This is a genomic window from Gemmatimonadales bacterium (assembly GCA_036265815.1).
GTDB lineage: Bacteria > Gemmatimonadota > Gemmatimonadetes > Gemmatimonadales > GWC2-71-9 > CAVVWJ01.
Genome location: DATAOI010000030.1, coordinates 1 through 12,425, shown reverse-complemented (window position 1 = coordinate 12,425; position 12,425 = coordinate 1). Strand labels below are relative to the sequence as shown.

Here is a 12,425-nt window from a genome sequence, read left to right as displayed (position 1 = left end):
CGCGACTGGGCAGTTACAGCTGCACCGGGAGCCGGGCCCGCGCGAACGTCACCGCCTCGACCCGCGGCGCCCCGCCGGCCACGAGCGCCGCCCCCGCCTCGGCGAGCGTGGCTCCCGTGGTGAACACGTCGTCCACCAGGACGCATGCCGGCACGGCGGGCTCTGCCGGGACGCACTCTGCTCCGGCCAGCCCGCGGGTTTCGAACGCACCCGCCACGTTGGCCTGCCGCGCCTCCGGCGTGAGGGCCGTCTGGGTGCGCGTCTCGGTGACGCGAACCAGCCAGTCGGTACGCACCGGCAGCCCCAGCTTCGCACCGAGTGCGCTCGCAATTTGCTCGCTCTGATTGTAGCCGCGTTCCCGGAGCCGCCGCGTACCCAGCGGCACCGGTATCAAGCATACCTGCCCCGTCAATGGCTCCAGCGTGCGCATCGCATCCGCCAGCGTCTGGCCGATGCGCCACCAGCCCTCGTACTTGAGCCGGTGGACCGCGTCACGCGCCGTGCCCTCCAGCCAGACCGCACTGCGCACGCGGCCGAGGCCCGGCGGCCAGGCCGCGCAGAGCCGGCAGGCCAGGTCTCCCAGCGTCGGCTGGCCACAGCGCTCGCACCAGGGCCCCGCGACCGGCCGCCAGCGAGACCGGCACAGGCCGCAGATGAGGGCGTCGTCTTCCCGGACCGGCACCGGCTGTTCGCAGAGGAGGCATGCGGGCGGCAAGAGCCACCGCTCCACCTCCTCCAGCGCGGCGGCGGCCTTAGCGAAGCGCGGCATCGACCGCCGCCCGCATGACCTCCGTCGGAGCCCGCTCATCGGGGAACCAGCGCTCGAATGCAGCCGCGCCCTGGGCCACCAGCATGGCACGGCCGTCCGACGCCCGCAGCCCCGCGGCCCGCATGGCGCGCACCCAGCGAGTCTCGCCCTGGGTGTACACCATGTCGAGCGCGACCTCGGCCCGGGGCGCGACGGACGGTACGGCCGCCGCCCCATCGCCGTCGTGCAGCCCGGCCGGCGTCGCGTTGATGAGAACCCGGCACTCCTCGGCCGGGACGACGTCCACGCCGAGCGACGCGGCCCAGTGGCCGAACGCTTGCTGCCGGTCGGGGGTGCGAGAGACCACGGCGACCTTGGCTCCCCGGAGCCGCGCCGCGCCGACCGCAGCCCGCGCGCCGCCGCCGGTGCCGAGAATCAGCCACGCCCCGTCCGGCGGCTCCAGCCGGTCGAGTGCCTGACACACGCCGGCGACGTCGCTGTTGTCGCCCACCGATGTGCCCGCTTCGCCCCAGAAGGTGTTGCAGGCGCCGAGCAGGGCGGCCTGCTCCAGGCAGCGGTCCACCGACCTCGCGGCCAGCTCTTTGTGTGGGACGGTGACGTTCCCGCCCCCGGAGGCGCGGGCCAGCGCGCCCAGCAGCGGAGGGAGGTCGGCGGCGGCGCAGCGGAGAGGGACGTAGACCGCGGGCAGCCCCAGCGCGAGGAAGGCCGCGTTCTGCATGACGGGAGAGAGGGAGTGCGCGACTGGATCGCCCAGAATGGCGAACACGCGCGTCGCGCCCCCGATCACCGCACGGTGCCGGCGACCCGGTTCACCACTCCGCCAATCAGCTCCTGCAGCTCGGTGAAGGTGCTCCGGTAGCTGGCGAGATCGGCTCCGTAGGGATCGCTCACCTCACCCCGCCCCTCGTCCCGGCCGGCGAACACCCCGAGCAGGTGGGCCTTCTCCTCGCAGCCGAGCTCGGCGACCCGGGCGAGGTGCTGACCCGACATCACCAGGATGAGATCCGCGCTCCGCGCCAGCTCCCGGGTCAGCAGTCGCGCCCGATGCTCGCTCAAGTCGAGGCCATGCTCCAGACCGACCAGGTAGGCGCCCTCCGAAGCCGGTGCGCCATCCCACGCGCCGGTGCCTGCGGAAGCGACGGTGACCTGGTCCAGGCCGCGCGCGGCGAGGGCTTCGCGCATCAACGCTTCGGCCATCGGGCTGCGGCAGGTGTTGCCGGTACAGACGAAGAGGACGTGGGTGCTCATGGCGGAAACATACTCAGGGCGCCAGCCGGCCGGCGGCGCGGCGCAGCTCGGGACGCGGGATGGCACCGTCCCGCACCAGACGCGGTACCACATCGGTACAATCGACCAGCGTCGAGGGAGGCACGTTGCCCAGCACGCCGCCGTCGAGCACCAGCACCAGGCCTCGCGTCACCTCGTCGCGGAACAGCTCGACCAGGCGGTCGGGACCCGGGGCCGGTGGACCGCCGGGCCGGTTGGCGGAGGTGGAGGTGAGCGGCCGACCGCTGGTCGCGACCAGGCGCGCGATGCCCCGATGCGACGTGTGGCGGACCGCGATGCCACCCTCCCTGCCTCGGAGCTCCTCCGGCAGCCGGCCCTCGCCCCCCGGCAGCACCAAGGTCAGCGGCCCGGGCCAGAAGGCGTCCGAGAGCGCGCGGGCCGAGGGCGTGAAGACCAGCCCCCACTCCTCCGCCATCAGACGGCTCGCCACCAGCAGCAGGAACGGCTTGCCGGGCTGTCTCCCTTTGAGTCTGGCCAGCTTCTCGAGCGCGGCGACGCTGGGGTCGGAGCCCAGGCCGTACACCGTTTCCGTGGGGTACGCCAGCAGGTCACCAGCGGCCAGGTGGGCGATCACCGGCGGAATGGCCGCCGTGATCTCCTCCTCGGTGTTGAACGGAAGGATCACGCCTGCCCCCGCGCGAGCAGCTCGGCGAGCGCGAGGTCGTCCGGTGTGGTGACCTTGAGATTACGTGGAGAGTCGGGCACCAGGTGCACCGGCACACCCAACGCCTCGACCAGTGCGGCGTCGTCGGTAGCGGAGGAGCCGTCCGGAGCCGCGGCGGCGTGGGCCTGCGCGAGCACGGCGCGGGGGAATCCCTGCGGTGTTTGCGCGCGCCAGAGCCGCTCGCGGGGAATGGTCCGCTCGATCCGATCCGGCGCGGCGGCGGCGGCCTGCTTCACGGTGTCGGTGAGCGGCACGGCGGCGATGGCGCCGTCGCCCCGCCGGGCGTGCGCAATGACGGCATCGATGACGCCGGGTGCCACGAACGGCCGGGCCCCATCGTGCACCAGCACCACGGTGCACTCGGCCCGGAGCGCGGCCAGTCCCGCGGCCACGGAATCGCGCCGCTCGGCGCCACCGGCAACGAGCGTCAAGGCGGAGCCCGACAGGTGGGCGAGAAACTCGGGCGGCTGCCGGGCATCCTCCGCAGGGATCACCAGTGCCACCTGGGCCACGTCGGGGTGCGCGGTGAATGGGCGCACGGCGCGGAGCACCATCGGTACGCCGGCGATCGGCTGATACTGCTTGGGCCGCTCGCCCCCGATCCGGCTCCCCCGTCCGGCCGCGACCACGATGACCCCGACATCACGCGGCAAGCGCCCGCACCAGTTGCTCGACGTGGTCCAGCGCAACCATCGAGACACCGGGAAGCTGTACCACGCTGCGGGAGCTGCCGAACACCCGACGGAAGCCGAGCCGCGCGGCCTCGGCGATGCGCCGCTCGATGGCGCCGCTGGGCCGGATCTCGCCGCCGAGCCCGACCTCGCCGAGGAAGATGACGTCGGCAGGAGCGGGACGATTGTACAGACTGGAGACCAGGGCGGCCGCGACCGCCAGGTCGGCCCCGGGCTCGTTGAGCCGCACCCCGGCCGTGACCTGCACGAATACATCGAGGTCGGCAAAAGAGGTCTCTGCCCGCCGCTCCAGTACGGCGAGCAGGACGGCCAGACGCTTGGGATCGATGCCGGTGGCGACACGCTGGGGCGTGCCGTACCCGGACTTGGCGGCCAGCGCCTGGACCTCGACCAGCACCGGGCGCGTGCCTTCCATGAGCGCGGTGACCGCGCTGCCGCTGATCCCGTCGGCGCGGGCGGCGAGGAACACGGCGGATGGGTTGGGCACGGCCACCAGCCCGCGCTCGGTCATGGTGAAGACGCCCAGCTCGTCGACCGAGCCGAAGCGATTCTTGGTGGTTCGGAGCAGCCGGTAGTCGAGCGTGACCTCCCCCTCGAAGTAGAGCACCGTGTCCACGATGTGCTCCAGCGTCTTGGGGCCGGCGATGCCGCCGCCCTTCGTCACGTGGCCCACCACCACGACCGCAGTGCCGCTCTCCTTGGCGAACCGCATGAGCTGGCCCGAGCACTCCCGCACCTGGCCGACATTGCCGGGCGCGCTCTCCAGGGTCTCGGTGTAGACCGTCTGGATGGAGTCGATGACCACGACGTCCGCCGCTACGGCCGTGGCGGCGCCGATGATCGCCTCCAATCGGGTCTCGCCCAGCACGTGCACCGCACCGGCATCTTCGTGCAGGCGATCGGATCGCAACCTGAGCTGGTCGGGCGACTCCTCACCGCTGGCGTAGAGCACGGTGCGACCCGCGGTCTCCAGCCGGGCGGCGGCCTGCAGCAGCAGGGTCGACTTGCCGATCCCGGGCTCGCCACCGATGAGAATCATGGAGCCGGGCACGATCCCGCCGCCCAGCACGAAATCGAACTCGGGGAGCCCGGTGCGCCAGCGCTCCAGCGGGCTGGTGGCCACCTCGCGGAGCCGGGCAGGCGGCGCCACCAGGCGCTGCGCCCTCCCGGCGCGCTTGAGCCCCGACCGAAGCGACGTGCGCACCAGCACCGGCTCCTCGGCCACCGAGTTCCACGCGGCGCACGACTCGCAGCGGCCAACCCATTTGGGGTGCTCGTGGCCGCATTCAGTGCAGCGATAGACGGATGTGGGTTTGGGCATCGGTGGCCGTATGGATTAGAGATGTCACGCTGAGCGAAGCGAGGGACCTTGTCCGCCCGCGGACCCTCACCCGTCCGGCTCCTCCCGCGTCGACAGATTGTCGAACCGGGTGTACTCCCGCACGAACCGGAGCTGCACGTCTCCCGTGGGGCCGTTGCGGTTCTTGGCCAGCATCACTTCCGCCACGCCCTTCTTGGATTCGTCCTCCCGATCGTAGTACTCGGGCCGGTGGATGAAGAGGACCAGGTCGGCGTCCTGCTCGATAGCGCCGGAGTCGCGTAGGTCGGAGAGGATCGGCTTGCGCTCGCCGCCCCGCTGCTCCGACGCGCGGGAGAGCTGGGAGAGCGCGATGACCGGAATCTCCAGCTCCCGGGCCAGCGCCTTGAGCGAGCGGGAGATGTCGGAGATCTCCTGCACCCGGTTCTCCGCCCGCTCCGGGCTTCGCATGAGCTGCAGGTAGTCCACGACGACCAGCCTGAGATCGTTGTCGATCTTGAGCCGGCGCGCCTTGGAGCGCATCTCCAGCAGGGTGAGCGAGGGAGTGTCGTCGATCCAGAGCTGGTAGGTCTGCAGGATGCCCGCCGCCCGCGCCAACTGGGTGAAGTCCGAATCCCGCAGAGTACCCTGGCGGACCCGGTGGCTGTCGACCCGGGCCGTGGCCGTGAGCATGCGCTGGACCAGCGATTCCTTCGACATCTCCAGCGAGAAGATGGCGACCCCCTGCCCCTCCGCCGCCGCGTTGGCCGCGATGTTGAGACAGAACGCTGTCTTACCCATCGACGGGCGAGCGGCCACCACCACCAGCTCGGACGCCTGGAAGCCCGACGTCAGCGAATCCAAATCTATGAACCCGCTCGGCACCCCGGTAATCGCTTTGCCGCTGCGCTGGAGCGTTTCGATGCGCTCCATCGTGGGCCAAAGCATCTCCTTGATCCGGGTGAACCCGTCGTTCCCCCGCTGCTGGGAGATCTGGAAGATCTTGGATTCGGCGACATCGAGGAGATCGTTCGCGGTCGAGTGCCCGTCGTAGGCCTCGGTGATGATCGAGGTGGACGCCTCGATCAGGCGGCGGAGCACCGCCTTGTCGCGGACGATCTTGGCGTGGAACTCGAGGTTGGCCGCGGTGGGCACCGCGTCCACCAGCTCGGCCAGGTACTCGTGGCCGCCCGCGGTCTCCAGGTCGCCCCGGCGGAGCAGCTCGTCGCGCAGGGTGATGTGGTCGATGACCACCCGGCGCTCGGTGAGGGCGAGCATGGCGCGGAAGAGGCGCCGGTGCCCCTCCCGGTAGAACATGGAATCGTCGACCAGCTCCGCCGCGCGGAGCGCGGCGTCCTGGTCCAGCAGCATGGCCCCGAGCACGGCCTGCTCCGCCTCCTGACTCCAGGGAGCCGAGCGGCCGACGTAGGGATCAGCGGTCGAGAAGTTGTCGGGCGATACGGACGTCATCCCAGGTCGGCTTCTTCCAGTTCGGGTTGCGGAGCAGTGCCGCGGGATGGTACGTCGCGATCAGCGGGATGCCGTTGTACGTGTGCACCTTGCCGCGGAGCTCGCCGAGACTCTTCCTCACACCGAGCAGCGACTCGCCGGCGGTGCCGCCCATGGCGACGATCACCTTGGGACGGATGAGCTCCAGTTGGCGGTGCAGATACGGAATGCAGGCTGCGATCTCATCCGGCAGCGGCTTCCTGTTCTGAGGAGGCCGGCATTTCACGATATTGGTGATGTACACCGAAGTCCGCGGGACTTCAATAGCCTCGAGAATGGAGTCGAGCAGCCGGCCCGCCTGGCCCACGAACGGACGCCCGCTGGCGTCCTCGGTGGCGCCGGGTCCTTCGCCCACCAGCACCAGCCGGGCCTCGGCGTTTCCCTCGCCGGGGACCGCGTTGGTGCGATGGGGGCAGAGCTCGCAACAGTAGGTCGTGCGGATGCGCTCCGCTACCGCCTCGAGGCTTCCCAGCGCCGCCAGATCGTTCCCCAGCAGGATCGGCTCGGGCGAGGTCACGGCGAGTCCCGGGCCTGGAATGGGCGGCGCGCCCTTTCGCCACTTGGCCCCACCTTCCAGCGTCGATTCCTCGGCCGGCGGTGCCGCCGATTCATTCGCCATACCTTGCTCCCGCGCCGCGGCGCTCCGCAGGGCGGCGCTCAGGATGATCTCGGCGCCGCCGAGCTCGGCCTGCTGGGCAAGATAGCGCCGCCACTCATCGGCCAAGGGTCAGCTCCACGGCATCCAGGATCGCGTCGGCCACCTCTCGCTTGGACTGCAGCGGGAGAATGCGCGCCGCGCCATCCCGGCCCAGTAGGGCAACGCGGTTGGTATCGACCTCGAACCCGGCCCCGGGCTCGAGCGCGTCGTTCACCACGATGAGATCCAGATCCTTCCGCTCCAGCTTGGCGCGTCCCTTGGCGAGCGCGTCGCCGGTCTCCAGCGCGAACCCCACGATGACGCTGCCGGTCTTCCGCAGGCCCCGCGTGGCGCTCAGGATGTCCTCGGTCGGCTCCATCGGCACCGCGAGCGCGCCGTCCACCCGCGCGCGCTTGCTCTCGCTCGGGCTGCTGGGCCGAAAGTCGGCTGGGGCCGCGGCCATCACCAGCACGTCGGCGGCGGGCAGCTCGCTCCGCACGGCCGCCTCCAGCTCGCTGGTGCTCTCCACCCGGCGCACGGCGACGCCGACCGGCGGCGGCAGCGCCACCGGGCCGGAGATCAGTACCACCGCGGCACCTCGTTCCCACGCTGCCTCCGCCAGCCGGTACCCCATCTTGCCGCTGGACCGGTTGGTCACTACCCGCACCGGGTCGATCGACTCGCGGGTGGGCCCGGCGGTCACCACCACGCGCCGGCCGGCCAGCGGTCCGCGGCCCCGAATGGCACGGGCCGCATGGGCCAGGATCGTCTCCGGCTCGCTCATCCTGCCCGGCCGCTCCGACGGTCCCTCGGCCAGCGCGCCGATCTCCGGGCCGACGATGGCCACACCGCGGGTGCGGAGCCGCTCCAGGTTCGCCTGGGTCTGCGGGTGGGCGAACATCGCGTCGTTCATTGCCGGCGCCAGCAGCACCGGGGCGGCGGCGGCCAGCAGCAGCGTGGTCAGCAGGTCGTCCGCGAGGCCCTGCGCCATCCGGGCGATGAGATGGGCCGTGGCCGGCGCGACTATGATGAGCTCGGCGTCCTGTCCCAGCCGGACGTGCGAGAGCGCCCCGTCCGGCTCCCATATAGAGGAAAGGACGGGGCGCCCGGTGAGCGCCGCGAAGGTGACCGGCCGCACGAACTCCCCGGCTCCCTGCGTGAGCACGACATCGACCTGCGCGCCCGCCTCAGCCAGCCGCCGGGCGAGCGTGCAGCTCTTATAGCAGGCGATCCCGCCGGAGACGCCGAGGAGGACGCGCCGGCCGGCCCACGGGCTCACGCCTCGGAGCGACGGCGGCGGACGAGCTTGTAGTTGAGCTCACCTTCCACCAGCGCCTGCATCGACTTGGTGGTGAGCTTCTCTCCGGCCGTCGCGAGCTGGTCCTTGGGAAACTCGTTCAGGTAGCGGGCGAACTTGGCCGCCACCAGCACACCCAGATACTTGTTGCCGGCCTGCTTGGCGACTTCCGCGGGAGTGATGATCCGCATCGTGACTCCTTACGAGGTAACCGTTACGAAGTGACGTCCGTGACTGCGATCCGCGCCGCCGCCGCGATCACGTCGCGGCGCAGGCGGTCGATGAATCCGGGCAGCCCGTCCTGCCGGGGGACGCGCCGGGCTTCCGCTTCGAGGATCGCGGCCACCTGCGAGACGGCCACCACCAGATCCTCGTTGAGAATCGCGTAATCGTACTCGACCACCGCGGCCAGCTCGTCCGCCGCTCGGGCGATCCGCTCGCGAACCACGGCGGCCGGCTCGGTATTCCGGCCGGTCAGCCGCCCCACGAGCACCTCGGCCGAGGGAGGCAGCACGAACAGATGCAGCGAGTTGGGAAAGCTCGACCGGATCTGACGCGACCCTTCGATCTCCACGTCCAGCACCGCGATCCGTCCCTCGCCGAAAATCCGCTCGATCTCGCTCCTGAGCGTGCCGTAGAGCTCGCCGGCGTAGGTGGCCCACTCGAGAAACTCGCCCGCTTCGACCCGGCGGAGAAACTCCGCCCGGGTCACGAAGTGGTAGTCCACCCCGTCGCGCTCCCCGTTCCGCATCGCGCGGGTAGTGGCGGAGACCGAGTAGCCGAGATCGTCGCGGGCGTTCAGCAACTGCTTCGCGATGGTGCTCTTCCCGCCCCCCGAAGGCGCGGAGAGGACGAGGAGGAATGGTCTCACTCCAGATTCTCGAGCTGTTCCCTGAACTTCTCGAGCTCGCCCTTCATGGCGATGACCTCCTGGGCGATCTCCGCGTCATTGGCCTTGGAGCCCATCGTGTTGACCTCGCGCCCCAGCTCCTGCGCCAGGAAGCCGAGCTGCTTACCGACGGGGCGGTCCACGGCGAGCGCCTCGCGCACCGCCGCGAGATGGGCCCGGAACCGCACTAGCTCTTCGGTGATGTCGAGCCGGTCGGCCTGAAAGGCGATCTCCTGCGCCAGCCGCCCTTCATCCACCACCCGGCCGTCCAGCAGCTCCGTCACCGCGGCGCGGAGCCGATCCCGCTCTCGCAGCAGCCGGCCCGGCGCCCATTCGGCGATGCGTTGTCCGGAGCTCTCCAGCAGATCCAGTCGGTGACGCAGCTCCACAGCGAGCGCCTCGCCCTCATGGGCCCGCATTGCCCGGCAGTCGGCACTCGCCTGCGCGACGATCGGCTCGACCTCGGACCAGGAGACCTCCAGCGCGGCGTTGCTGGTGGTGGAGAGGACGTCGGGCTGGCGCGCCACCAGCTCCACCGTCACCTCGCCGGCGAGCCCGAGGGCGGACTGCAGCTCCTTGAGCCGCGTGGTCACCAGGCGGGCGCGCTCCAGGTCGATGCCGAAGCCGCCGGTGCGCTCGGGATATTCGGTCCAGCGTCCGTGGACGGCGACGTGCCCCCGGTCGAAGTCGCGTCGGAGCCGCTCGCGCAGCTCGCCTTCCAGGGCGGCCAAGTCGGCCGGGAGCTTGGCGGCCAGATTGAAGTGGCGGTGGTTCACCGTCCGGATCTCGATCCGGAGCCGCCCGCCCGCGGCCGTGCCCTCTGCCGCGCCGAACCCCGTCATGCTGTAGGGCAACGAGTCTCCGTGGTCGCCGGGAAACCGGAGAATTTACCGGTGAGCGGGGGGTATTGGTAGGGTCAGTAGTAGCGGGAGAGGGGCGGACGTGCGGGTTGACGTTGGTTCGCGAGCGGGTGATCAGTGTGGCTGATAGCGGCTCATAGCCATTATGCAAACTACTACTGCATGGGGTGTTACGATACTCACCTCAACTGGTTTATGAGCCACAACGGTAGACCCGCCCATCGAACGACGCGGCACGACAGCACCATGCGCCATCGTAGGCAGGCGATTTTCAGATCGTGGACGAATTAGGGGCGCAGCGCGAACACTGGCCAGCCAGCGCCAGCAGGGTCGTGGCCCAGAAGCCCAACATCCAGCGGACCAGCTCGGTGCGCTGATCCGCGAGTGCGGTGCGCTGATCCGCGAGTGCGGTGCGCAGATCCGCGATTCGCCGCTCCAGTCTGGCGTCGAAGCGCGCGAAGTTCAGCTCGTTCAGATCGCGCAGCTCGGTGCGGTAGGTCACGTCCACGGCATTGAACCAGTCCACGAGCTCGTTCGCAATGTCGTCGCCCAGCACCTCGTAGAACCGCTGGGGCAGTTCGGCAGTCACCGGCATCCTGATGATCCGCGAAGAGACCGATGACACTCTAACCTTTCGGGGAAACGACGAGCTCTGCGCGGGGCCGAAGTCTATTTATGGTTGGGCAGCAGACTGACGGCGCAAGCGATGGCCTTGCCGCGAATCGCACTCAATCCGGAGCTGCTGGTGGCCAGCGCCCAGCTTCGATTGCCGGCGAGCCAGCCGTTCAAGCGCGATACTCCTACTGGGACACTGATGATCCAGCGGGCCCGTGGTAACCGACGCCAAGGAGAGATCCTGATGATCGTGGGGGCAGCGGGCATAGTGACGGGGCTGCTCGTAGACGAGGATCTGATCACGATCGCGGGAGCAGGGGTGGGCGGGTTTGGCCTATACCTGTACCTGGAGGCAACGCGCTGAGCCCGCGGGGAGAACCCGAGCGCACCACAACGACTTCGAACCTGACGTGGCTTGTATGGTCCGTGACCGGAGGCGCTCTTGGATGCACACATCGGGCGCAGGATGTGGCGAGGCGCCAGAATTGGGGTTCTCGCCGGCATAACCTTGGCGGTGGTCTATATCGCGCTTGGGACACGGGTCAACGAGTTCACCGAGCTCCTGGGGTACTCGTTGGTCGTCGTGGGGTTCCCCGCTCTGTTCGCCGCTATACCTGTCGTTCAGGCGTTAGGGCTCCGGGGCGGTCTGGGTGAATATGCGGCGCTTGTGTCTCTCACGTTCCCCCTAAACGGCATCCTGTGGGGCGCGATCCTCGGGATCCTCTTGAGCTCGCCGGCCGCACCGGATGGTCGTGGTGATTGAGGCATCCGAGCGAGGTACAGCCTCACCCGCGGATGCAGCCGCCAGGCCGAGTGGGGGCCACCTTCCCTGCGGGCGCATCCCGCCTTGAGCGCGCTGCGGAACGTACATTGTGCGGACGCCGGCACGATGGCTTGCAGCTGATGCGAATGTCGTTAGGCGTCCCTGCCACCATCCACCTCTGGATGAGCAACGCCCTTCGAAGCGGCGGGTTGGAGCCACGCGGACATCTCAGTCGCGCCCGAGTAGTTCCCGCATTTCGTCCCCGGTAAGTTCGTCCTCGGCCGGATCCGCACTGGGGCCGGGGAGTTCTCGCCTTTCGGCCCGTCTGGCCACGGCCAGCGAACCAGCAGCGCAGACCGCGCTCGCCGTGGCGAGCGCGGGACCGAACACCAGGAACTCTCCCCACAAGCTCTGCCCCCGAAGGGCCGCGCCGACAACGAAGATCCCGGACAGCAGAAGCCCACTCACGGCGCCCCACCCCACAAAGCGCGAAAGCGACATGCGATCAAACCCGCGACGGCGCTCGATACCCACGAGGATTCCGGAGAATATGATGCCGGCACAAAAGCCGAGCGGAGCAAACAGGAGGGCAAACGGGAGGTCGGAGTAGAAACCGGGCACCCGCGCCAGCAAGATGCCTGCACCAAACCCTGCTGCTCCCCAGGCGAGGCCCATTCCGATTGCCCCGCGGATGCGTCGCGCCCCCTTCTTCATGACTACCTCCCGGCGCTCAATCGGATGCGCATTCCGCGTGTTGATGATAGAATGCCACGTACTTTGTGATACAGCGTATGCCTCGAGGACGCGGTGTCAAGCGAAGTGGCGTCCGCTTCCACCGACCTCGCCTCCGCCTCGCGCCCCTGCCGCCGGAGCGCTGCCGCCCGGGAGATGCCCGATTCCGGGGGTCAATGGCGGCCGTCCCGCCTGCCAAGCCTCCCCATGTCGAACTCATGATCCCTCGTTCGTCGTGGGCATGGAGGGGCTGCGAATCCAACCGGAAAGGGTGAAGCGATGACTGATCACAAGATCGGTACCCGCGCGGAGTGGCAGGCCGCGCGCGACGAGCTGGCCAAGCTGGAGGCGGAGCACGCGGAACGCAACGCTGAGATCAAACGCAGGCGCCTGGAGCTGCCCTGGGTTCCGGTG

General features: G+C 69.7%; 16 protein-coding genes. 2 read left to right on the top strand and 14 right to left on the bottom strand.

The window, feature by feature from the left end; translation table 11 throughout:
* Positions 1-13: 13 nt before the first annotated feature.
* The 13 genes from VHR41_06185 to VHR41_06125 form a co-directional block, all read right to left on the bottom strand.
* The gene (locus VHR41_06185) at positions 14-769 is read right to left on the bottom strand and encodes a ComF family protein (protein HEX3233765.1); all 756 of its coding nucleotides are present in this window, start codon (positions 767-769) and stop codon (positions 14-16) included.
* Positions 753-1,535, bottom strand: a complete 783-nt coding sequence (locus tag VHR41_06180) for a hypothetical protein (protein HEX3233764.1) — start codon at positions 1,533-1,535, stop codon at positions 753-755. Before VHR41_06180 ends, VHR41_06185 begins: the two co-directional genes overlap by 17 nt.
* Before the next feature lie 17 nt (positions 1,536-1,552).
* On the bottom strand, positions 1,553-2,017 hold the full coding sequence (locus VHR41_06175) for a low molecular weight protein arginine phosphatase (protein HEX3233763.1): 465 nt from the start codon (positions 2,015-2,017) through the stop codon (positions 1,553-1,555).
* 13 nt (positions 2,018-2,030) lie between these two features.
* Positions 2,031-2,681 (bottom strand): L-threonylcarbamoyladenylate synthase, encoded by a 651-nt coding sequence (locus VHR41_06170; GenBank protein HEX3233762.1) that lies wholly within the window; start codon positions 2,679-2,681, stop codon positions 2,031-2,033.
* Positions 2,678-3,373, bottom strand: coding sequence for a 2-C-methyl-D-erythritol 4-phosphate cytidylyltransferase (gene ispD, locus VHR41_06165; protein ID HEX3233761.1), 696 nt, complete (start codon positions 3,371-3,373; stop codon positions 2,678-2,680). The genes VHR41_06170 and ispD overlap by 4 nt, the downstream gene beginning before the upstream one ends.
* Complete coding sequence (gene radA / locus VHR41_06160; protein HEX3233760.1) at positions 3,363-4,733, bottom strand: DNA repair protein RadA; 1,371 nt, start codon at positions 4,731-4,733, stop codon at positions 3,363-3,365. The genes ispD and radA overlap by 11 nt, the downstream gene beginning before the upstream one ends.
* Before the next feature lie 66 nt (positions 4,734-4,799).
* A complete protein-coding gene (gene dnaB, locus VHR41_06155) occupies positions 4,800-6,179 on the bottom strand; it encodes a replicative DNA helicase (GenBank protein ID HEX3233759.1) in 1,380 nt (459 codons plus the stop codon).
* Positions 6,142-6,942, bottom strand: a complete 801-nt coding sequence (locus VHR41_06150) for a uracil-DNA glycosylase (protein HEX3233758.1) — start codon at positions 6,940-6,942, stop codon at positions 6,142-6,144. Before VHR41_06150 ends, dnaB begins: the two co-directional genes overlap by 38 nt.
* Positions 6,932-8,134 carry a bifunctional phosphopantothenoylcysteine decarboxylase/phosphopantothenate--cysteine ligase CoaBC gene (coaBC, locus tag VHR41_06145; protein HEX3233757.1) on the bottom strand — a complete coding sequence of 401 codons (1,203 nt, stop codon included), beginning with the start codon at positions 8,132-8,134 and terminating at the stop codon, positions 6,932-6,934. Before coaBC ends, VHR41_06150 begins: the two co-directional genes overlap by 11 nt.
* Positions 8,131-8,343, bottom strand: coding sequence for a DNA-directed RNA polymerase subunit omega (locus tag VHR41_06140; GenBank protein ID HEX3233756.1), 213 nt, complete (start codon positions 8,341-8,343; stop codon positions 8,131-8,133). Before VHR41_06140 ends, coaBC begins: the two co-directional genes overlap by 4 nt.
* Positions 8,344-8,366: 23 nt before the next feature.
* Positions 8,367-9,023 (bottom strand): guanylate kinase, encoded by a 657-nt coding sequence (gene gmk, locus VHR41_06135; GenBank protein ID HEX3233755.1) that lies wholly within the window; start codon positions 9,021-9,023, stop codon positions 8,367-8,369.
* Positions 9,020-9,895 (bottom strand): YicC/YloC family endoribonuclease, encoded by an 876-nt coding sequence (locus VHR41_06130; GenBank protein ID HEX3233754.1) that lies wholly within the window; start codon positions 9,893-9,895, stop codon positions 9,020-9,022. The genes gmk and VHR41_06130 overlap by 4 nt, the downstream gene beginning before the upstream one ends.
* Positions 9,896-10,172: 277 nt before the next feature.
* Positions 10,173-10,490 (bottom strand): hypothetical protein, encoded by a 318-nt coding sequence (locus VHR41_06125; GenBank protein ID HEX3233753.1) that lies wholly within the window; start codon positions 10,488-10,490, stop codon positions 10,173-10,175.
* A gap of 117 nt (positions 10,491-10,607) precedes the next feature.
* Here VHR41_06125 and VHR41_06120 point away from each other — a divergent pair, with 117 nt between their 5' ends.
* Together VHR41_06120 and VHR41_06115 are read left to right on the top strand one after the other, a co-directional pair.
* Entirely contained in the window at positions 10,608-10,880 is a 273-nt protein-coding gene (locus VHR41_06120) for a hypothetical protein (protein HEX3233752.1), read from the top strand.
* Between the two features lie 78 nt (positions 10,881-10,958).
* Positions 10,959-11,279: a hypothetical protein gene (locus VHR41_06115; protein ID HEX3233751.1), complete on the top strand. Its 321-nt coding sequence runs from the start codon at positions 10,959-10,961 to the stop codon at positions 11,277-11,279.
* 228 nt (positions 11,280-11,507) lie between these two features.
* Here VHR41_06115 and VHR41_06110 read toward each other — a convergent pair whose 3' ends face one another.
* Positions 11,508-11,993: a hypothetical protein gene (locus VHR41_06110; GenBank protein HEX3233750.1), complete on the bottom strand. Its 486-nt coding sequence runs from the start codon at positions 11,991-11,993 to the stop codon at positions 11,508-11,510.
* Positions 11,994-12,425: the final 432 nt, after the last annotated feature.

Excerpts from the sequence above, each read along its gene's own strand:
- VHR41_06185 (HEX3233765.1), bottom strand. The coding sequence starts at position 769 with ATGCCGCGCTTCGCTAAGGCCGCCGCCGCGCTGGAGGAGGTGGAGCGG.
- VHR41_06140 (HEX3233756.1), bottom strand. The coding sequence starts at position 8,343 with ATGCGGATCATCACTCCCGCGGAAGTCGCCAAGCAGGCCGGCAACAAG.
- radA (HEX3233760.1), bottom strand. The coding sequence starts at position 4,733 with ATGCCCAAACCCACATCCGTCTATCGCTGCACTGAATGCGGCCACGAG.
- VHR41_06110 (HEX3233750.1), bottom strand. The coding sequence starts at position 11,993 with ATGAAGAAGGGGGCGCGACGCATCCGCGGGGCAATCGGAATGGGCCTC.
- dnaB (HEX3233759.1), bottom strand. The coding sequence starts at position 6,179 with ATGACGTCCGTATCGCCCGACAACTTCTCGACCGCTGATCCCTACGTC.
- VHR41_06175 (HEX3233763.1), bottom strand. The coding sequence starts at position 2,017 with ATGAGCACCCACGTCCTCTTCGTCTGTACCGGCAACACCTGCCGCAGC.
- VHR41_06120 (HEX3233752.1), top strand. The coding sequence starts at position 10,608 with ATGGCCTTGCCGCGAATCGCACTCAATCCGGAGCTGCTGGTGGCCAGC.